We start from the raw sequence: 19,718 nt of genomic DNA on the forward strand, positions 1-19,718 counted from the left end.
TCCCGATATATAGCGGATTATTCGGGTGTTGACTACTTTGCGGTTCGATCGTCCATTCACGTAAGGATTGCTGCCCCATGAAAGTTCTGCTCGTCTTCGCCCACCCCGAACCGCGTTCGCTCAACGGCGCGCTGCGCGACGTCGCCGTCAAGGAATTGCAGGCGCAAGGCCATGAGGTGCGGGTGTCGGACCTCTATGCCGACGGCTGGAAATCGGAAATCGACCGCGCCGATTTCCCCTCCTTGGCAGCGGATGCCCGCCTGATGCCGGTGGCGGCCTCCAGGAACGCCTTCGGCACCGACACGCTGACCGACGATGTCAAAGCCGAGATCGAGAAGCTCCTGTGGGCGGATGTCCTGATCCTGCAATTCCCCCTCTGGTGGTTCTCCATGCCGGCCATCCTGAAGGGCTGGGTCGACCGCGTCTTCGCCTTCGGTTTCGCCTATGGCGTCGGCGAACACAGCGACAAGCGCTGGGGAGACCGCTATGGTGAAGGGACCCTCGTGGGCAAGCGCGCCATGCTGATCGTCACCGCCGGCGGCTGGGAGGCGCATTACGCATCCCGCGGCGTCAATGGACCGATCGACGACTTGCTGTTCCCGATCAATCACGGGATTCTCTATTATCCCGGCTATGACGTGCTTCCGCCCTTCGTGACCTACAGCGTCGATCGTCTCGACGAGGCCGGCTTCGAGCCCGTTGCCGAAAGCCTGCGCGCGCGCATGCGCACCCTCGAAACGACGCCCCCCATTCCCTATCGCCGTCAGAATGGCGGCGATTATCATATTCCGAGCATGCAGCTGCGCCCGGAGCTGGGCGAGGCCGTCGCGGCCGGCTTCGCACTGCATGTGCAGGACGAGACGGCGGCGGGTTAGCCGGATGCCGCTCTTCCGCGGCCGATGCCGTTCACTCAGGCCAGGCGATGCGGATCGGGCGCGTTCCGATCGGAGCGCCCGTCGCCCGGTCGATCATGACCGGATCGATCTCCGTTCCGGCCTCGGCGTCGAAGAACCGGGTGACGCCGTCTGCGTTGCGGTGCTTTCGCCCCCAGGCGCCGATCGCGAACAGGACCGGCAGGAAGTCCAGGCCAGCCGCCGTCAGCACATATTCGTCGCGCGGCGGCCGCTCCGAATAGCGCCGCTTCTCCAGCAGCCCATCCTCCGTCAGCGCCGCTAACCGGCGGGTCAGCATCGTCGGCGCGATGCTGAGGCTCTTGCGGAATTCGTCGAAGCGGGTGAGGCCGGCATGGGCATCCCGCAGGATCAGCATGCTCCATGCATCTCCCACCAGCGAGAGGCTGCGGGCGATCAGGCATGGCTGGTCTGAAAGATTCTGCATGTTAGTATCTTTTTGATAGTGACTTAGTTTCAAAATGATAGTAACTTAGTTTTCATCGATGTTCCACGGCAAAAATGAAAGCTGAGACGAATGAGCAATAGAGAACGCGGCGTCGCCCTGGTCACGGGCGCTTCCTCCGGCATCGGGCTGGCGACGGCACGAGCGCTGCGCCGTGACGGCTACCGGGTGTTCGGCACCAGCCGGAAACCGATGGCGGATACCTCGGATGGTGTGACGATGCTGGTCTGCGACGTCACCGATGATGCGTCCGTGCGCAATATGGTCGACGATATTATCAGCCGTGCCGGGCGGATCGATCTTCTCGTCAACAATGCCGGGATCGGGCTGCTCGGAGGGGCCGAGGAGTCCTCCGCCGCGCAGGCAAAGGCGCTGTTCGACGTGAATGTCTTCGGCGTCGTGCGCCTGACGAATGCGATCCTGCCTGTCATGCGGCGCCAGCGAAAAGGCCGGATCGTCAATCTGAGTTCCATTCTCGGGCTGATCCCGGCGCCGTTCAACGCCCTCTATGCGTCGACCAAGCACGCGATCGAGGGCTATTCGGAATCGCTCGACCATGAGGTGCGGACGCAAGGCATCCGCGTCGTGCTGGTGGAGCCCGGCGTCACCCGCACCTCCTTCGAGGAAAATCTCACGCGACCGGATCAGCCGCTGCCTGTCTATGATACCGTTCGTGCCGATGCCGAGATGCTGATGCGTGAAGTCGTCGAGACCGGAGATGCACCGGAGATCGTCGCGGAGATGGTGGTGAGGGCGGCCAACGCGGCATCGCCGAAACGGCGATACACTGCAGGCAAGGCGGCCGGCCAGGTCCGTTTCATACGCCGTTTTCTGCCCGAGTCGTTCGTCGACAAGAATCTGCGCAAATTCAACCGACTTCCGGCCTGAGCCCTATCGCCACACCGCTACGAAAGCCCATACACATGAAAGCATTCCTGATCGATCGCTACGCCAAAGGCGAGCCTCTGCGTTTCGGCGAAGCCCCTGAGCCGGAGCTGCGGGAAAACGACGTCCTCGTCCGGATTCATGCCACCAGCGTCAACCCGTTGGACAGCAAGATCAGGGACGGCGAGTTCAAGCTCATCCTGCCGTACCGCCTGCCGCTGATCCTTGGCAATGACGCGGCGGGCGTCGTGGTCCGGGTCGGGCCCAAGGTCAGGCGTTTCAAGCCGGGCGACGAAGTCTATGCGCGTCCGGCCAAGGACCGCATCGGCACCTTCGCGGAGCTCATCGCGATGGACGAGGCCGATGTGGCGGCAAAGCCGAAGACCCTGACGATGGAAGAGGCGGCATCGATGCCGCTGGTCGCCCTGACCGCCTGGCAGGCGCTGGTCGAGCGGGCAAAGCTGAAGAAGGGGCAGAAGGTCCTGATCCATGCCGGCTCGGGTGGCGTCGGGGCGATCGCCATCCAGCTCGCCAAGCATATCGGCGCGACCGTGGCGACGACCACGAGCACGGCCAATGTCGATCTCGTCAGAAGCCTCGGAGCGGATGTCGTCGTCGACTACAAGAAGGACGATTTCGAAAATGTCCTGCAGGGCTATGACGTCGTGCTGAACAGTCTCGGCAAGGAGACGCTGGAGAAATCGCTGCGCGTTCTGAAGCCGGGCGGAAAGCTCATCTCGATCTCCGGTCCGCCCGATCCGGAATTTGCCAGGGAAAACGGCTTCGGCTGGCTGCTTCGGCAGGTCATGCGCGCCTTGAGCTTCGGCATCCGCAGGAAATCGAAGCGTCTTGGCGTCAGCTATTCCTTCCTCTTCATGAAGTCGAGTGGCGTTCAGCTTGAACAGATCGCCGCGCTGATCGAGACGGGAGCCATACGCCCCGTCATCGATCGGGTCTTCCCGTTCGAGAAGACCAACGAGGCGCTGGCCCATGTCGAGACCGGTCGCGCCAAGGGCAAGGTCGTGATCGCGGTGAAGTGAGGCATATTGGAACCCCCAAGTTCCGGGACTTCGTTTTGGAGACCCGGAACGTCTTGCCGTCGGTCTGGCGAGCCAGTGGCGGTGGGCGGTTCCTTGCCCTCTTCATTGCGGGCTATTCAACAGGCTGGTCTGTCGCCTGGGTTATCGCCAATCTCATCTCGCGATAATGTTGCGTCAATCTCGTCAGATCGAACGCCCTGTTGAGCCCGCTCGGATTTGGAAGCACCCAGATCGAAGTGCCGGCAAAATCGTCCGGCTGCCTGCCCCATTCGATCTGTCTGCGGAGGCTGATTGCTGCATATGCCGCCTTGCCCAGAAACGCCAAATTCCCTGGCGCAAGCCGTCTGATCTTCTCTTCCAGCGCGGGACTGGCGGTGATGTAGTCGTGTTTCTTTAGCTCGCTGGCGCTTTTCGTGGGACGGGAGACTGCCGATGTCAGGCCCAGGCCGTATCGCAGCATCTCCCGTTCTTCCTCCGCCCGCAGCAGGCGCGGCGTAAAGCCGGCGAGATGCAGGACGCGCCAGAAGCGGTTGCTGCGGTTCGAGAAATTGTGGCCGTCGCGATGGGCGGACAAGGCGGGATTCAATCCGCAGAAAATCACGGACAATCGCGGAGCAAGAATCTCCGACAGTCCACCGGCGGGCGCGGCTGTTTCGCTTTGAACGTCCATATTCTCGGCCATGGCATCATCTTGCATAGGGAGACGTCCGGGTGACAGTGGAAACGAGAAAAGACGCGGCGTAATTGCCGTGTCCTCATCGAAGTTAACCGATGGGCTATCGCCTGACCATCGCCGACCTCGGGCTTTCGCGGGGCAGCCCATTGGCCGAAGCCGCGCGACGGGCGACGAGCTCGTGGATGGAACGATATCACCGCCGGCCTTACTCCGCCCGGATGATGGGTTCCTGCTCTAACGCTTTGTTATTATCGTGCTTTGGAACTAATGACGTGCGAAACTGTTCAGCTATAACTTGGATACGACACCGAAGTCGTACCCGGCCGGCTGGGTAAGCGGCGTTCTTGAGGAGTATCTCATCATGAAGATTTCGTCCGGATTTCGTTCAGTCGCGGTTGCCGTCGTCGCCGCCGCGGGAATCAGCTTTGCCAGCGCCGCGCATGCCGATAGCGGTACGATCCGCTTCGCCGTCTACAAGGCCGCCTTCTTTGTCGGCGGTTCCGGCGGCGAGGGCACGCTGACCTTCCACGGCCGCCGCTATCCGATCTCGATCGGCGGCATCTCCGGCGGTCTCGCTTTCGGGGCGTCCAAGACCTATTTCAGCGGTACAGTGCGCCACATTCGCCGCGCTCGGGATGTGAGCGGGGTCTACGGTGCCGCGGGCGGCGGCGGCGCGATCGGCAAAGGGGCCCAGATGATCGTCATGACCAATGACAAGGGCGCCCAGCTCGAACTCACCGGCAGGCAGGTCGGCCTGCAGATCAATGCCGATATCAGCGGCTTGAGCATCACGGTGAAGTAAGGGCGACACTCCCTTGTTCATTCCTTGGATAGGCCCGATTTGCTGACCTCAGCGATCGGGCCTTTCCGGAAATTTACGCAGGCTGTGCCCTTCGCCCCTCACTCCCACTCATTGTTCGCATCATGCCTAAGGCGATGCCGTACCGCCTGCATAGTCGAAGACGACCGGCAGCGGCGCGAGAGATTGACCGCGATGTCGCTGAGAGCGATGGCAGCTCGGCTTCCGGCCGGATTTTGGCAAGCATCGCCGGCGACCTGCCGCGCGTCAGTCGCGCGATACGGATAATCCGGTGAGAAGCGGAGCGTACGCAGCGAGCCGGCGGGATACGAACTCAGTAAAGAGCCGCACGCGTTTCATCTTGCGTGTCTCCCCCTGTGTGAGAAGCCAGAGTGTTCCGTACATATGCAGGTCGGTGCCCGGCACCCTCACCAGTAGCGGGTCGGCATCTCCGACGAAGCACGGCAGTGTCGTGATCCCGAGCCCTTGTCGTACTGCCACGATCTGCGCTAGGGCGTCCGTGACCCTGAACGGAACCCCCGTGATGGGAACCTCACCCTCACGGACCCAGTCCGGGATTCCATGACTGCTTATGACGATCCACCGGATGGGATCCGGCACGCCTGTACGCCATGCGGCTAGCAGATCGCGGGACATGTAGATACCGCCGAATATATCCGGTCCCTTCAGGCCGTGAAGATTGAGCGGCAGGGTTTTGCGGTTGTAGACGACGCGGATCGCGACGTCAGCCTCTCGGTTGGTCAGATTAGCCAGCTCACCGGACGACAGGATTTCCATCTCGATGTCCGGATGCAGACGCGCGAAATCGGCGAAGTCCGGCATGAGCAGGTGCGTCGCGAGGGTCGGCGCCAGCGTCACCCGCAGAAGCCCGCGCACGCTCTGGTCGCGGCTGAAGACACGCGTCTGCAGCTGGTGCGACGACGCTTCCATCTGCTCCGCGAGTTCGAGGACCTCCTCCCCCGCAACTGTCAGGCGGTAGCCCGAAGGCAGTTTCTCGAACATGTGCGCCCCGAGCCGTTCCTCCAGTTGAGCGACGCGTCGCAGCACGGTCGAGTGGTTCACCCCAAGGCGCTCGGCGGCAGCCCGCACCGAGCGTCCGCGGGCAACGGCAAGAAAATAGCGAACATCGTCCCAGTCGATCATGGTGCAATCCGGCACCACCAGGGTGCGCTTCCTTATATCCGCGTCCAGTCCCGTCGAATAGCCTCTCGTACTCGGACAGATGAGGTAGCGAGTTTGCTGCCCCTTTCATCGGTCGCTCTTCCATCCTCACGAACCGCGGACAGTGCGCTTCAGGGCTGAATCTACTAGCGCACCTGGTTCGATTTTGCACCACCGATGTGCAAGCTTCCGCACTGAACTCGTAACGCAGCCAGCCCCATTTCAACGTCGACACCATCCCCGGACGAATGCTCGGGGCAATGGGAGCAGAGGCGCTGCCCGACACGACGAAAGGTGAAAAGTCATGGGAAAGCTTGAGGGTAAGGTTGCGGTCATCACGGGTGGCAACAGCGGGATTGGTTTGGCCACAGCCAAGCGCTTCGTGGAAGAAGGTGCGCATGTCGTGATCACCGGTCGACGGGAGAAAGAGCTGAAAGAGGCCGCAGTCTTGATCGGGAAAAACGTCACGACGGTCACGGCCGACGTAACGCGCTTGGAGGATTTGGACCGGCTCTATGCCGTCGTGAAAGAGAAACACGGTCACATCGACATACTCTTCGCAAATGCCGGCTGGGGAGAAGTTGCACTGCTCGAGACGGCTACCGAAGCTCATTTCGACAAAACCTTCGACTTAAATGCGAAGGGAACGTTCTTCACAGTGCAGAAGTCCCTTCCCCTCTTCAAGGATGGAGGCTCGATTATCCTGACCTCTTCAGTCGCGAACGTCAGGGGAGACATAGCCTTTAGCGCTTACGCCGCCAGCAAGGCAGCCGTGCGCTGCTTCGCTCGCGGCTGGGCGATGGAGCTGAAGGATCGGAAGATTCGAGTGAATTCGATGAGTCCTGGCCCAATCGAAACTCCGGCTTTGGAAAAGGTGGGCCTCACCGCTGAACAGGTGGAACAAGCGATCGCTCATTTCGCCTCGCAAGTTCCGCTCGGTCGCAGGGGTAAACCTGAGGAGATTGCGGCCGCCGTCGTGTTCCTCGCCTCCGACGAAAGTTCTTACGTTACCGGCGTGGATCTCGCCGTCGATGGAGGCATGGCGCAGGTCTAATCACGGCGCGGTCCTGCGGCTGGCCTTCTAGCCCCGCCAGTCGCGGGACCACTTCTAATTCCAACACAAGATCGGAGAAGCATGATGAGCTATGCAATTATAGGATTCGGTAAGGTAGGCCAGGCCCTCGCCTCCGCCTTCGCCCGTAAAAACATCGAGGTGGCCGTCGCGAGCCGCCGGCCGGCCGAGGCGTTGGCGCCGCAGGCTCGGGCGATTGGACCGACCGTCGTCGCCAAGTCGCTGCGGGATGCACTCGAGGCGGACACGATCATCCTGGCGGTCCCGTTCGGGGAGCATCGCGAGGTTGCGAAGGCCCTGCCGAGCTGGGAAGGCAAGACGGTCATCGACGCGATGAACGCGTTGGTTCCCCCTGAAGAACTGGACGGCCTCCCGTCCTCTGCCTTCGTTGCGAAGGCGTTCACCGGCGCCAAGCTCGTGAAAGTTTTCAATCACCTGGTTGCGGCCACCCTGGCTGCCGATCCGGTCGTCGAGGGCGGACACCGGGTCGTCTTTCTGTCTGGTGACGACGAGGATGCGACTGCTCCCGTGGCGGATTTGGCCAAGCAACTCGGCTTCGCACCCGTCAGGCTGGGAAAGCTCAACGAAGGTGGCGCGCTGGTGCACGCACGCGGCCGCGTCTGGGGCCAGCTCATCTTCCAGGATTTGTTCAAGAAGGAACAGTAATTGGCGTATCGGCGCCGTCCGAAGAGCAGGAAGACGCCCGATGGAGCCGGAGGATCTGCGGGTCGTTTGGATCCGTCGCCCACGATCGATGGCCTAGATCCGCCCAAAGGGTCTTTGCCATCCGATATGCCACTCTACCGTATTCCCCTCACTCCCACTCGATCGTGCCGGGCGGCTTCGACGTCACGTCGTAGACCACGCGGTTGATGCCGCGGACTTCGTTGATGATGCGGGTCGCGGCGCGGCCGAGGAATTCCATGTCGTAGTGGTAGAAATCCGCCGTCATGCCGTCGACGGAGGTGACGGCGCGCAGCGCGCAGACGAATTCGTAGGTGCGGCCGTCGCCCATGACGCCGACGGTCTGCACCGGCAGCAGCACGGCGAATGCCTGCCAGATGGCATCGTAGAGGCCAGCCTTGCGGATCTCGTCGAGATAGATGGCATCGGCTTCGCGCAGGATTTCCAGCTTCTCGCGGGTGATGCCGCCGGGGCAGCGGATGGCGAGGCCGGGACCGGGGAAGGGGTGGCGGCCGATGAAGCTGTCGGGCAGGCCGAGCTCCTTGCCGAGCACGCGCACTTCATCCTTAAAGAGTTCGCGCAGCGGCTCGACGAGCTGCATCTTCATGCGCTCCGGCAGGCCGCCGACATTGTGGTGCGACTTGATGGTGACCGAGGGACCGCCGGTGAAGGAGACGCTCTCGATGACGTCGGGATAGAGCGTGCCCTGACCGAGGAAATCGGCACCGCCGAGCTTCTTGGCTTCCTCTTCGAAGGTCTCGATGAACAGCCGGCCGATGATCTTGCGCTTGGTCTCGGGGTCGGAAACGCCTTCCAGCTCGCCGATGAAGCGGTCGGAGGCATCGACGTGCAGCAGATGCAGATTGTAGTGCTCGCGGAACATGGCGACGACGTTGGCCGCCTCGTCCTTGCGCATCAACCCGTGGTCGACGAGGATGCAGGTGAGCTGGTCGCCGACGGCCTCATGGATCAGCAGCGCCGCAACGGAAGAGTCGACGCCGCCGGAGAGCGCGCAGATGACGCGCTTGTCGCCGACCTGATCGCGGATCGCCTGAACGGCCTTGGCGCGATAGGCCGACATCGACCAGTCGCCCTTGATGCCGGCGATGTTGTGGATGAAGTTGCCGATCAGCTTGGCGCCATCGGGCGTATGCACGACTTCCGGATGGAACTGCACGCCGTAATATTTGCGCTTCTCGTCGGCGATGAAGGCGTAAGGCGCGTTCGAGGATGTGGCGACCACTTCGAATCCATCAGGCAGCGCGGTGACGCGATCGCCGTGGCTCATCCAGACCTGATGGCGCGAGCCGCTCGACCACAGGCCTTCGAAGAGGGCGCAGTCCTTGTCGACATCGAGGAAGGCGCGGCCGAATTCGCGGTGATGGCCGCTCTCGACCTTGCCGCCGAGCTGCATGCACATGGTCTGCTGGCCGTAGCAGATGCCGAACACCGGCACGCCGCTGTCGAAGATGATCTGTGGCGCCCTGGGCGAGCCTTCGTCCACGGTCGATGCCGGGCTGCCGGAGAGGATCACGGCCTTCGGCTGCAGCCGCTTGAAGCCGGCTTCGGCGGATTGGAAGGGGACGATCTCGCAATAGACGCCCGCTTCGCGCACGCGCCGTGCGATGAGCTGCGTCACCTGGCTGCCAAAATCGACGATGAGAACGGTGTCTGGATGTGCTGTCTGGGTCATGGCGAGCCTTTAATGAAAAGCGCTTTCCCTGGCAATCGGGCAAATGACGGTCAAGCCGATTTTATTGTCCCGATTGTCCTTGTTTTCAACCGTTTCTGCTGCCTCAGAACCAGAATACGCCGTCCTCCAGCGCCGTGAAAAGACTGTCGACGGCATAGGAGAGCTTTCGGTCGATGACATGCAGATATTCCGTCCAGTCGGAAACATGCTGCAGCTCGACCTTGCCATCGGAAATGCCGCGCAGCCCGATCAGTGGCCGATTGTAGATCTGGCAGGCGCGCAGCACGGCATAGGTTTCCATATCCACCATGTCGGCGCCGATCCGGCCATAGGCCTCCATGCCGGAAATGACGTTGCCGCCGGTCGAAAGGCTCGCTTCGGCAACGGTCGGGATGCGCAGCGGCAGCTCGATCGTGGCCGGCAGGTCGAGGAACGGCGTGCGGCCCTTCTCGAAGCCGAGCGGCGAGGCATCCATGTCGCGGTAGGAAACGGAGGTTGCCTGATAGACCTCCGTCTGGTCCAGCCTGGCGGAACCGGCCGAACCCAGCGAGACCACGATGTCGGGAAGATCGTTCTGTGCCTCGAGCTGGGCAAAGGCGCGCGTCAGTGCGATGGCCGCCTCGACCGGGCCGACACCGGTCATCAGCGGCTCGAAGCGGGAGCGCAGGAACGGGCCGTATTCGGCCTCGACCGCCATCACGAACAGGATGGATTTTCCCGATACGCGCTTCAGTTCGAATGTCATCCGGTAATTCCTTCTCGGCCGCGAATGACCATCATCGTTCCGGTCATGGAGGCAATCAGCTTGGCGGGACCGTCGCCGATGGCATAGCCGCGCCCGTCGGCGACGATGATCGTGGTGCCTGGCTTGGTCACTTCGCCGCGGAAGAGGAAGCGCTCGCCGCGTCCGGGCGACATCAGGTTGACCTTGAATTCGATGGTCAGGATCGAGGCCGTGGGATCGATGACGCTATAGGCGGCGAAACCGCAGGCCGAATCCAGCGCCGCCGAAATGATGCCGGCATGCAGGATGCCGTGCTGCTGCGTCAGCTTGACGTCGAAGGGCAGCTCGATCTCGATCATGCCATGCTCGACGCGCGTCAGTTCCGCGCCGATGGTCGCCATCGCCGCCTGCCGCTCGAAACTCGTCCTGATGCGCGCCCGAAAGTCGCCGCTGTTTTCCCCGGTCATGCTGTTCCCTTTCGCGGGTGCGAAATTGGCATGGCGGGGTTCTTTGGACAAGGGCGATATGATGGAATTCGACAATAAGGGCGGCCGTTGAGCGCAGGGTCAAGCGGCGGTTGAATGCAGGCGCGGGGTGCCCAGCTTGAACCAGGCCTTAGCGATCTTGCCGCCCTCGATCTCGTAAATGCAGATTACGTCCACCTCGCCGCGTCCCTCCGGGAAGTTGCGAGTGACGGTCTCGTGGTCGACGACCATGTTTCCAACCGTCATTCGGGCAATAAGCCTGCCGAAAAGATCAGGTTCGGCAAAACGGGCGAGGTGCCGTTCGCGGATTTCATCCGCACCGGAGGCGAGAAGGGTGGACGGGAATGCGTAATACTGACAGTCGTCGGCCCACCATTGCATGAAGCCTTCAATGTCCTTCGCATTATAGGCATCCAGCTGCATCCGGACCGGAAACGTGACGTCGCGATGATCGATACTCATTTCGGGAGGCTCTGGTTTGCGGAGGGGACGACGAAATAATTTTCGGTTGGGTTCTATCGCCGACATTGAAAATCCTCAATGGCGCGTTCTGCTATTTTGAAGCGAAGATTCGAGACGGGGCTGAGATGGCGACGATTCTGCAATCGACGAAAGCCTATGAAGCCTGGATGCGCAAGCAGCTCGGCGACGATCTGGTCGAGGCGGATCTGGCGAAGAAATACAGGAAGATGAAAAGCGACGGCTTCGTCTTCCTGCGCGCCACCTACTGGCGCTGGGCCGAAACGATCTTCGACATCTGCCCCGATCTTGCCGATGCGCCGAAACTGCTGGCGATCGGCGACACGCATCTGGAGAATTTCGGCACCTGGCGCGACGAGGAGGGACGGCTGGTCTGGGGCGTCAACGATTTCGACGATGCCGCCACCATGCCCTATGCGCTCGATCTGGTGCGGCTGGCGGCGAGCGCGATCCTGGCGCGGGGCGATGACGGCCCGACGCCGCGCGTCATTGCCGATGCCATTCTGGGCGGCTATCGGCGCGGCATGCAGAAGCCCTCGGCGATCATTCTCGAACGCGATTACAAATGGCTGCGCAACGACGTGATCCTCTCCAACGCCGAGCGCAAGGCTTTCTGGGACAAGTTTCGCGACCTGCCGCTGGCGACCAAGCCCGTGCCGGCGCTCTATCTCGACGCGCTGCGGCGGTCGCTGCCCGACCCGACGCTGCCCTTCGTGCCGAAGCCGCGCACCGCCGGCACCGGCAGTCTCGGTCGCCCGCGTTTCATTGTCGACCTCGAATGGCGTGGCGGCCCGGTGTTGCGCGAAGTCAAGGCGCTTGCCCAATCCGCCTGGTCGCTTTGGCATGATCCGTCCGACACGGCGATCCACACGGGCGTCATCGCCGCCGGACCGACCCGGTCGCCCGATCCGCGCTATCATGTTACCGGCAATCTGCTGGTCCGGCGCCTGTCGCCCAACAGCCGCAAGATCGAGGTGGCGGGCGATGCGCAGATCCTGCTGTCGCCGGATATGCTCGACCTGATGGGCTTCGAGATCGCCAATTGCCATGCGGGCGACGTCGCGCGCATCCCGCCGGTTCTGGCCGATCTCGACAAGCGGCCGGCGGACTGGCTGCGGACATCCGCCAAGGCGGCCGCCGCGGCGATCGGCGCGGAGCAGGCGGAGTTCGCCAGGCGATGGTGAGGAGGGGTGAGGCCCACATCCGCCCTCGAAGGACGAGGGCGGCCCAGTAAACACCTCACCCCCGCAAAGTCGCGGGCTGCCCGATCCGCACGATATGCTGGTCCCAGGCGACATCGCTGTGCCGCCCCAGAAACTCCCCGCGATAGGACGATACCGCGAACCCATGCGTAGCCGCGGCGATGCCGGCGGCATCCGCAACGCTTTCGACCTTCAGCACCTTTCCGGTCCTGGCATCCAGCGTCACGGATGTTCCGCCCACCGGCGACGTCACGCCGACGAGATTGTCGGCGCGGTTGACGGCGATGGCGCCGACATAATTGCCGAGCGCGCGGGTGGTGTCGTCGGGCAGCGAGATGAAGGTCAGATCCTCGCCCTGGGCGAAATGGCCGACGAGCGGCGGCAGGTCGTTGCGGTGCCCCTCATACTGGCAGGCGAACCAGATGCGGCCGGCGGCATCGATATCGACGTGGCGGGTGGAGACCTGGGCGTATTGCGGCGGCAGGGCGTGCTTTTCGATCAGCCGGCCGCTGGCCGCGTCGATCAGCGTCAGCGACGGCTGCATATGGTCGAGATTGAGCTTGGTGCGGCCGAAATCCGGATGGGTCTCGATGCCGCCATTGGCGACGATCAGCAGCCGGCCGTCGTCGGAGACGGTCATGTCGTGCGGCCCGGTGCCGTAGGTCTCGTATTCTCCGATGCGGGCAAAGCGGTTGCGGGCGTCGTAGATGCCGATCATGCCCCTGTTGGCGTCGAAATCGTTCTCGCTGGCATAGAGCAGCGTGCCGTCCGGCGAGAACGTGCCGTGGCCGTAGAAGTGCCGGCCCTCGCGCGCGGTGATGACGATCGGCTCGCCCCTGTTCCAGGGGTCGAAGATCATCGCGTAGGTGCCGGGCCGGCGGGCGAAGGCGACGGTCTTGCCGGTCGCCTTCGAAAAAGCCATGCCATGGGCGCGCGCCGGCAGCGCCACCCGGTCGACGATCTCACCGCGCTCGGTGACGGTCGCCACCGCGAAGGTGCCGTCGGGGGCGCGAAAGCCGGACGCATAGACAGCATCGGCCCGCTCAAGCGCCATCAGGGCGCCCGGCTTCAGGGCCGTCAGGAAGGTCAGCCCGGCGGCCTTGACGAAGGCTCTGCGGTCGATCAGCGCGCTGCGCATGGTCGTCAGTCTCCGTCGGCGAAGGAGAAGCCGGCGGAAAGCCCGATGGCGCCGCCGTAATTGTCGCTGAAGCCGGTGGTGAGGTCGCGGGTCTCGGCAAGCAGCATGTCGATCTTGGCCCGGTCGGCGTCGCTGGCGATCGCCGCCTCGATATCGGGATTGATCGTCGGCGCGGTGGCGATCAGCCTGTCGAGGAGCGCGTCGATCTTGCCGGCCATGTCACGCTTGTCGGCGGGCAGGAGGTCGGCCATCCCGGCCTTTTGCCAGAGCGTCTTCAGCCCTTCGAGATTGCCGGTGAGCGAGGTCCAGGTGTTGCCGGAGCGCCAGTAGATCGCCATCTTCGGCCGCGCCGCGGTCGGATCGCCCTTGTAGAAGGTTTCCAGCCGCTGGTCGCGCACATTGCCGGCACCATGCACGAGGATGCCGAGCAGCGCCGTCACCGCTTCCTTATCGTCCATGAACTCCTCGCTGTCCTTGCCGGGGTTCTTCCAGGATTTCTGCACGCCGTTTGGATCGTCCCATTCGTCGGCGATGTCCTTGGCGGTGGCCTCGATATTGCCGGCAATGGCGGCGCCATAGCGGCAGCGGAAGCTCTGCTTCTGCGAATTGAGGACATCCGAGCCGTTGCCGTAGAGCACATATTCGAGCGCCGTCAGGCTCATCAGCGCCACGCTCTTGCCGGCGACGGCCTCGACGGTGGTGTCGTGCTCGTCTGCCTTGGCGATCAGTGCCTGCACCTGCTTCAGGCCGACGCCCTTGCGATCGGGATAGAACAGGATGTGCTCGAAGCGGTTCTTCTCGATGATCGGTCCGGTCTGCACGATCTCGATGCGCGACCAGCTCTTGATCGTGTCGCCGAAGGCGGCGTGCGCGGCGGAAAGGCTCGCGGCGGAAGGATCGGCGCAGAGCGCCTTCATCGCAGTGGTGAGCTTCGAGGCACTCTCATGCATCGCCCGGTAGCCGGGACGGATGACGTCGTCGACCGCCTTCTGCAGGACACCCGGCACCGCTGCTTCGTTCAGGCCCGCGCCATTGGCCATCGCCTCCTGCGCACTGGCGGGAAGCGATAGGAGGCCGAGAAAAAGGCCGGCGGCGAGAGGCTTGGCAAGGAATGTCCAGGGACGCATCAGAGGGACTCCAGAAAGTTGATCAGCGCTTGCCTGTCGCCCTGCGGCAGGTTCGCGAATGCGGTGCGGGCTCTTTCGGCCTCTCCTCCATGCCAGAGGATGGCTTCGGTCAGCGTGCGGGCGCGGCCATCGTGCAGATAGGCCTGCCGGCCGCTCACCGTTTGCGTCAGGCCTATACCCCAGAGCGGTGGCGTCCGCCAATCGCGGCCGGATGCCACACCCACTGGCTGGCCGTCGGAGAGACCGTCACCCATGTCGTGCAGCAGGAAATCGGAATAGGGCCAGATCAGTTGGAAGGCCTGGGGAGCCTCCTTGCCGTCGCCATCCTTGAGGTCGTCCCGGGTGACGAATTTCGGCGTATGACAGGCAGCACAGCCGGTTCGATAGAACATCTCCTTACCGTGCAGCACATCCGGGAAGCTCGCCTTGCGGCGGGCGGGTACGGCAAGGTTTTCGGAATAGAAGGTGACGAGATCGAGGATCGGGTCCGGCGCTTCCGTATCGCCGAGGCGTTTCTGCACGCCGGTCGGCATGGCGAGACAGCGCGCTTCCCTGGCCGTGCAATCGCCATGGGCGTCCGGGCGGTCGGGCGTGGAAATGCCGATATCGGCGGAAAAGGCGGCGGCCACCTGATCGCGCACGGTCGCATTCTGCGCCTTCCAGCCGAAGCGGCCAAGCGCGAGCTGGCCGGTGCGATGGTCGCGGACGATGGCGGCACGGCCGCGAATGCCGTCGCCGTCCCTGTCGTCGGGGTCGGCATGGGCGAGGATATCGGCCTCAGGAATGGCTTCGACCAGGCCGAGGCCGATCATTGGCGGCGCGACACGCGGTGAAAGCGTGGTCGTCTCGCCGAGCGGACCATAGGCGAGATCGGCCACGGCATAATGCGGCTTGCGCAGCGTGACGGTTTCACCGCCCGCAAGCGCGATACTCTCGTCGCTATAGGTGACAGTCACCTTGCCCTCGGCGGCAAGGCCGGGCACGGCCAGATCCTGCAACTGCACCCCATAGGTCGGGTCCGGAAAATTGATCACCTTGAAATCCTTGAGCGCCTGTTCCTCTTCCGGCGTGACTGCCGGCCGGGCGAGCCTCAAGACCATGGAGGTGGCCGGACCTCCCGCGGTCTCGAGCGGATGGCCGCGGCCGTCGCGGATATGACAGCTTTCGCAGGAGCGGGCGTTGAACAGCGGTCCCAGCCCGTCGGAGGCCTGGGTGGAGGAGGGGGCGGAGACCCAGAGCTTGCGGAAAAGCGCGTTGCCGAGGTGGAAATTCTGTTCGCGCTCCAGGCCGAGATTGGCCGAGGGCTGGGAGAAGATGGTGCGATTGACGGGGGCGACCGTCGTGGTCGCGCCGCTCTGCATCGCCTCATAGGGCTCGGCCTTGGAGAAATCCGCGGTCGGCCTGACGACATCGGCGACGCGCTTCGATTGCTCCGGCGTCAGATCGTTGCGGATGTTGGGAAAGTTCAGGACATCGGCGGCCGCCAGGGTGACGGCAAAAACCACAAAGCCCGCGGCGAGGGCGGGCAGCAGGGCGCGATGAGCCGGCATACGGATCATGGGGGTCAGGGCGGCAGAACCCGGGATGGGTGCGGCCGCCCTCCTTCGTTACTTCTTGAAGACGGCGTTAGGATTATCCAGGCTGTCCGAACCTTCAAGCTTGATGGTGCCGAGATCGAGGGCGGCGACGACGCGCTGGATGCTCTTCGTCTGGTCGAGCAGGCCGTCGATCGCCTTCTGGACGGTGGCGTTGCCAACGGTGTTGCCCTCGGCGATCATCTGGTCGTATTTCTCGACCGTCTCGCCGCGGTGGACCATGGCCTTCATGGCGTCGAGCGTCGCCTTGAGCTTGCCTTCCATCTCCTTGTCGAGCGCCTTGTCCTTGGCGGCGACCAGGTCGTGCAGCGACGGGCCCTTCAGCTTCTTGCCGTCGATGCGCGTATAGGTACCGTTATAGGCGGCAGCGATGCCGATGGCGTCGTTGTTATGCGAGTTGTAGGTGTTGTCCGAGAAGCAATCATGCTCTTCTTCGGGATCGTGCAGCAGCAGGCCGAGCTTCATGCGCTCGCCGGCAAGTTCGCCGTAGGAGAGCGAGCCCATGCCGGTCAGGATGGCGGCGAGGCCGGCCTTCGGATCGGCTTCGACATGCTTGGTGGCCTCGCCCTCCGGCGTCCACTTCTCGGTCATTTCCTGAAGATCGGAAACCAGCAGCGTCGAGGCCGACTTCAGATATTCGGCGCGGCGGTCGCAATTGCCGTGCGTGCAATTCTTGAGATCGTAGTCCGTGGCCGGGCGTTCGCCGGCGCCGGGACCGGTGCCGTGCAGATCCTGACCCCAGAGCAGAAATTCGATGGCGTGATAGCCGGTCGCGACATTGGCTTCGACGCCGCCGGCCTGATGCAGCGTGCCGGAGAGGAATTCCGGCGTCAGATGCGAGGCGTCGACATCCTTGCCGTTGATCTTGATCGTCTTGTTGGCGATGACATTGGCGACATAGAGCGAATTCTCGTCGCTTTCGGTGCCGTAGGAGGCGTCGACATAGTCGATCAGGCCTTCGTCGAGCGGCCAGGAGTTCACCTTGCCTTCCCAGTCATCGACGATCGGGTTGCCGAAACGGTAGACTTCCGACTGCTGATAGGGAACGCGAGCCTTGATCCAGGCGGCCTGGGCGGCCTTCAGCGTCTTGTCGCTGGGATTGGCGAGGAGGGCGTCGATGGCCTTGTCCAGCGCCTTGGCCGTGATCAGCGAGTCCTCGTATTTGGCATGCGCGACTTCGGCATAGTGCTTGATGATCGCCGCCGGCTCGGGAGCCTTGGCGAGCGCCGGCAGGGCGGATGTGGCGACGGCCAGCGCCAGGGCGGCGCCGAAATGGATGTTCAGTTTCATGTTCCTCTCCTGTGACGGCTGGGGCACCGCCTAAAACTTGGCGCTTGCTGTCATGTATTAAAAATAAACTGGTGTCAAACGCTCTAGTTTATGACGATTTTCTAAGGGAGGGCATTGAGGATCGTCACCGCACATCGATGATGTCTTTGCGTGAAAGCACAGGTGAGTGCGGGCCGGCGGGCGAGGTTGCCCTAGCCCTTGCGCTGTAGCCGGCAGAAGAAGAAGCCGTCGGTGTCCGTCGATGCCGGCGTCAGCGTAATGGTCTTGCCATCAGAGGATCGCGGCTTGGCGGCGTCGTGGCCGAACAGCTTGTCCCAGGCGCTCAGCGCTTCGATGACTTCGAAGTCGGGATTGTTGGCCGCGAAACGGTTGACCTGGGCCTCGTTTTCTTCCGGCAGCACCGAGCATGTGACGTAAAGGAGCGCGCCGCCGGGGCGGACGAATTCGCTGGCCTGGGCCAAGGCTTCCTGCTGCTGGCTGGTACGCTCGTCGAGATTCTTCTGGGTGAGGCGCCATTTCGTGTCGGGGCGGCGCCGCCATGTGCCCGTGCCGGTGCAGGGCGCGTCGACCAGCACCTTGTCGAATTTGCCGCGCAGGGCCAGCAGGTCGTTTCGTTCGTCATGGACCTGGACATTGCGCGTGCCGGCGCGCCTCAGGCGCTCGATGATCGGCGCCAGCCGCCGCCGATCGCTGTCGTAGGCGTGGACCTGGCCCTTATTGTGCATGGCTGCCGACATGGCGAGCGTCTTGCCGCCACCGCCGGCGCAATAGTCGAGCACCTGGTCGCCTTCCTCGGGCAGGACGAGATCGGCGACGATCTGCGATCCTTCGTCCTGAACCTCGAACCAGCCTTTCTGGAAGGAAAGCTCGGCGGTGACGTTGGGCAGGCGCGAGGCGCCTTCGCCGGCGGGAATGCGCATGCCGTAGCGGGCGATCTTCGAGGGCTGGGCTCCGGCGCGTTCCAGCGCCTTGACCGCCTTGTCGCGGTTCGCCTTCAGCGCGTTGGCGCGCAGGTCCAGCGTCGGCCGCTCGGCGAGCGCCTGCGCCTCGGCCAGCCAGCCGTCGCCGAAAGCCTGTTGGAAGGAGGGTTCGACCCATTCGGGAACGTCGCCCTGGATATGGCGAGGTGCGTCATCGAGCTTGCGGGCGGCGAAGGAGGCCAGTGTCTCGGCGCTCGGCGGTGCGGGCGCGAATTTGTCGCCGTCGAGTTCGGCGGCCAGCGCTTCGGGCGTCAGGCCCCATTGGCGAAAGAGAACGGCATGCGCGAGCGCCGAGGGGCTGTCGTGGTCCATCAGCCAGGCATGCGACAGCCGCATGCGCAGGGCGTCGTAGACGATGTTGCCGATCGCGGCGCGGTCGCCGGAACCGGCAAAGCGGTGGGCAAGGCCCCAATCCTTCAGGGCATCGGCCACCGGTCGCTTGCGCGCTTCGATATCGGCAAGAACTTCGATGGCCCCCTGCAGCCGGCCGCCCAAACGCATTACTGCTCTCCTGCTTGCGCGTGGCCCCGAAAATCACCGTGGATCGCCGGAAAGGCCGATGCGCCTGATCATGATCTTGCTGACAGCTCATCAATCCGCGCGAAGAAAGCACATGGCGGCGGATTATTGAGACGTCTCAACCGCGTGGTAGCCGCGATTGACGGAGAGAGCAAGCGTTACGCCGATATGCCGGGTCTTTCCCGGCCGATCCGCATATTATTTGGAGGCGACGATCTCGTAGCAGACCTTGGCCGTGCCGGAGGAAACCATGCCGATGTCCTGTGCGGCTGCACGGGAAAGATCGAGGACGCGTCCCTTGATGAAAGGTCCGCGATCATTGATGCGGACGACGACGCTGCGGCCATTGTGACGGTTGGTGACCTTCAGACGGGTGCCGAAGGCAAGCGAGCGATGAGCGGCAGTAAGACGAGAGGAACTCATCCGTTCCCCGGAAGCAGTCTTGGTGGTTCCGCCGTACCATGATGCGCCCCCGCATCCCGTTGCTGCAAATGCATTCGTAGAAAGAATAGCAAAAGAGGCGGATATAGTCGCGGCGATCGCAATAGCACGTTTGATTTTCTTCAAACCGATTTTCCCTCAAGCAATTGAACTTGCGCCCAACAGGCGGCGGGGGCTTAAATCGGGCCAAAAATGGCGAAAAAGTGCCTCTGAAAATCACGGAATGTTACAGACTGTAACATTTGTGATATTGAAATGCGAAGATGACCGGGAGTCCAAAAGCGCAATTCTTGGAAAAAACCTAATGGAATCAGTTAAAAACTGAATAAATTTTCTCGCACTTCCAATGC

Annotated in this window: 21 protein-coding genes; 8 read left to right on the forward strand and 13 right to left on the reverse strand. The window is 62.9% G+C overall.

The features are described 5' to 3' along the window. Positions 1-77 precede the first annotated feature (77 nt). Positions 78-875 carry an NAD(P)H-dependent oxidoreductase gene (locus FHX11_RS25230; RefSeq protein WP_184362583.1) on the forward strand — a complete coding sequence of 266 codons (798 nt, stop codon included), beginning with the start codon at positions 78-80 and terminating at the stop codon, positions 873-875. 31 nt (positions 876-906) lie between these two features. Here FHX11_RS25230 and FHX11_RS25235 read toward each other — a convergent pair whose 3' ends face one another. Then, positions 907-1,338: a helix-turn-helix domain-containing protein gene (locus FHX11_RS25235; protein WP_184362586.1), complete on the reverse strand. Its 432-nt coding sequence runs from the start codon at positions 1,336-1,338 to the stop codon at positions 907-909. Between the two features lie 90 nt (positions 1,339-1,428). Between FHX11_RS25235 and FHX11_RS25240 the strand changes: the two genes are divergently transcribed. After that, entirely contained in the window at positions 1,429-2,244 is an 816-nt protein-coding gene (locus tag FHX11_RS25240) for an oxidoreductase (protein WP_184362588.1), read from the forward strand. A gap of 35 nt (positions 2,245-2,279) precedes the next feature. Then, on the forward strand, positions 2,280-3,281 hold the full coding sequence (locus tag FHX11_RS25245) for an NADP-dependent oxidoreductase (protein WP_184362591.1): 1,002 nt from the start codon (positions 2,280-2,282) through the stop codon (positions 3,279-3,281). A 112-nt stretch (positions 3,282-3,393) separates the two neighbouring features. On the opposite strand, the gene mug is transcribed toward FHX11_RS25245, so the two are convergent. Beyond that, positions 3,394-3,963, reverse strand: coding sequence for a G/U mismatch-specific DNA glycosylase (mug, locus tag FHX11_RS25250; RefSeq protein ID WP_246781141.1), 570 nt, complete (start codon positions 3,961-3,963; stop codon positions 3,394-3,396). Positions 3,964-4,318: 355 nt separating this feature from the next. On the opposite strand from mug, the gene FHX11_RS25255 reads away from it, so the two are divergent. Beyond that, on the forward strand, positions 4,319-4,759 hold the full coding sequence (locus tag FHX11_RS25255) for a hypothetical protein (protein WP_184362597.1): 441 nt from the start codon (positions 4,319-4,321) through the stop codon (positions 4,757-4,759). Positions 4,760-5,023: 264 nt separating this feature from the next. Here FHX11_RS25255 and FHX11_RS25260 read toward each other — a convergent pair whose 3' ends face one another. Next, positions 5,024-5,920, reverse strand: a complete 897-nt coding sequence (locus tag FHX11_RS25260; RefSeq protein WP_184362600.1) for a LysR family transcriptional regulator — start codon at positions 5,918-5,920, stop codon at positions 5,024-5,026. A gap of 322 nt (positions 5,921-6,242) precedes the next feature. Here FHX11_RS25260 and FHX11_RS25265 point away from each other — a divergent pair, with 322 nt between their 5' ends. Together FHX11_RS25265 and FHX11_RS25270 are read left to right on the forward strand one after the other, a co-directional pair. Beyond that, positions 6,243-6,992, forward strand: coding sequence for a glucose 1-dehydrogenase (locus FHX11_RS25265; protein ID WP_184362603.1), 750 nt, complete (start codon positions 6,243-6,245; stop codon positions 6,990-6,992). Between the two features lie 81 nt (positions 6,993-7,073). Continuing rightward, entirely contained in the window at positions 7,074-7,676 is a 603-nt protein-coding gene (locus FHX11_RS25270) for an NADPH-dependent F420 reductase (RefSeq protein WP_281411636.1), read from the forward strand. A 148-nt stretch (positions 7,677-7,824) separates the two neighbouring features. Here the strand turns inward: FHX11_RS25270 and guaA are convergent, their stop codons facing one another. From guaA to FHX11_RS25290, 4 genes are all read right to left on the reverse strand, one after another. Continuing rightward, complete coding sequence (gene guaA, locus FHX11_RS25275; protein WP_184362608.1) at positions 7,825-9,387, reverse strand: glutamine-hydrolyzing GMP synthase; 1,563 nt, start codon at positions 9,385-9,387, stop codon at positions 7,825-7,827. Between the two features lie 103 nt (positions 9,388-9,490). Continuing rightward, complete coding sequence (locus tag FHX11_RS25280) at positions 9,491-10,132, reverse strand: 5'-methylthioadenosine/S-adenosylhomocysteine nucleosidase (protein WP_184362610.1); 642 nt, start codon at positions 10,130-10,132, stop codon at positions 9,491-9,493. Further along, positions 10,129-10,578, reverse strand: a complete 450-nt coding sequence (locus FHX11_RS25285; protein ID WP_184362614.1) for a PaaI family thioesterase — start codon at positions 10,576-10,578, stop codon at positions 10,129-10,131. Before FHX11_RS25285 ends, FHX11_RS25280 begins: the two co-directional genes overlap by 4 nt. A 99-nt stretch (positions 10,579-10,677) precedes the next feature. After that, positions 10,678-11,058: a nuclear transport factor 2 family protein gene (locus FHX11_RS25290; protein WP_184362617.1), complete on the reverse strand. Its 381-nt coding sequence runs from the start codon at positions 11,056-11,058 to the stop codon at positions 10,678-10,680. Positions 11,059-11,183: 125 nt separating this feature from the next. Here FHX11_RS25290 and FHX11_RS25295 point away from each other — a divergent pair, with 125 nt between their 5' ends. Further along, the gene (locus tag FHX11_RS25295) at positions 11,184-12,260 is read left to right on the forward strand and encodes a DUF2252 family protein (RefSeq protein ID WP_184362620.1); all 1,077 of its coding nucleotides are present in this window, start codon (positions 11,184-11,186) and stop codon (positions 12,258-12,260) included. A gap of 55 nt (positions 12,261-12,315) precedes the next feature. On the opposite strand, the gene FHX11_RS25300 is transcribed toward FHX11_RS25295, so the two are convergent. From FHX11_RS25300 to FHX11_RS25325, 6 genes are all read right to left on the reverse strand, one after another. Then, complete coding sequence (locus tag FHX11_RS25300; RefSeq protein ID WP_184362623.1) at positions 12,316-13,416, reverse strand: DUF1513 domain-containing protein; 1,101 nt, start codon at positions 13,414-13,416, stop codon at positions 12,316-12,318. A gap of 5 nt (positions 13,417-13,421) precedes the next feature. Continuing rightward, positions 13,422-14,543, reverse strand: coding sequence for an imelysin family protein (locus FHX11_RS25305; RefSeq protein WP_184362626.1), 1,122 nt, complete (start codon positions 14,541-14,543; stop codon positions 13,422-13,424). Beyond that, positions 14,543-16,102, reverse strand: a complete 1,560-nt coding sequence (locus FHX11_RS25310; protein WP_184362629.1) for a di-heme oxidoredictase family protein — start codon at positions 16,100-16,102, stop codon at positions 14,543-14,545. Before FHX11_RS25310 ends, FHX11_RS25305 begins: the two co-directional genes overlap by 1 nt. A 48-nt stretch (positions 16,103-16,150) precedes the next feature. Beyond that, positions 16,151-17,428: an imelysin family protein gene (locus FHX11_RS25315; RefSeq protein ID WP_184362632.1), complete on the reverse strand. Its 1,278-nt coding sequence runs from the start codon at positions 17,426-17,428 to the stop codon at positions 16,151-16,153. A 191-nt stretch (positions 17,429-17,619) separates the two neighbouring features. After that, positions 17,620-18,909, reverse strand: coding sequence for an RsmB/NOP family class I SAM-dependent RNA methyltransferase (locus tag FHX11_RS25320; protein ID WP_184362635.1), 1,290 nt, complete (start codon positions 18,907-18,909; stop codon positions 17,620-17,622). A 216-nt stretch (positions 18,910-19,125) separates the two neighbouring features. After that, a complete protein-coding gene (locus FHX11_RS25325) occupies positions 19,126-19,485 on the reverse strand; it encodes a septal ring lytic transglycosylase RlpA family protein (RefSeq protein ID WP_348649734.1) in 360 nt (119 codons plus the stop codon). Between FHX11_RS25325 and FHX11_RS30145 the strand changes: the two genes are divergently transcribed. After that, the gene (locus tag FHX11_RS30145) at positions 19,370-19,693 is read left to right on the forward strand and encodes a hypothetical protein (protein WP_348649736.1); all 324 of its coding nucleotides are present in this window, start codon (positions 19,370-19,372) and stop codon (positions 19,691-19,693) included. The genes FHX11_RS25325 and FHX11_RS30145 overlap by 116 nt on opposite strands. The last annotated feature ends 25 nt before the right edge of the window (positions 19,694-19,718 follow it).

Source organism: Rhizobium sp. BK602 (assembly GCF_014195095.1).
Classification (GTDB): Bacteria; Pseudomonadota; Alphaproteobacteria; order Rhizobiales; family Rhizobiaceae; genus Rhizobium.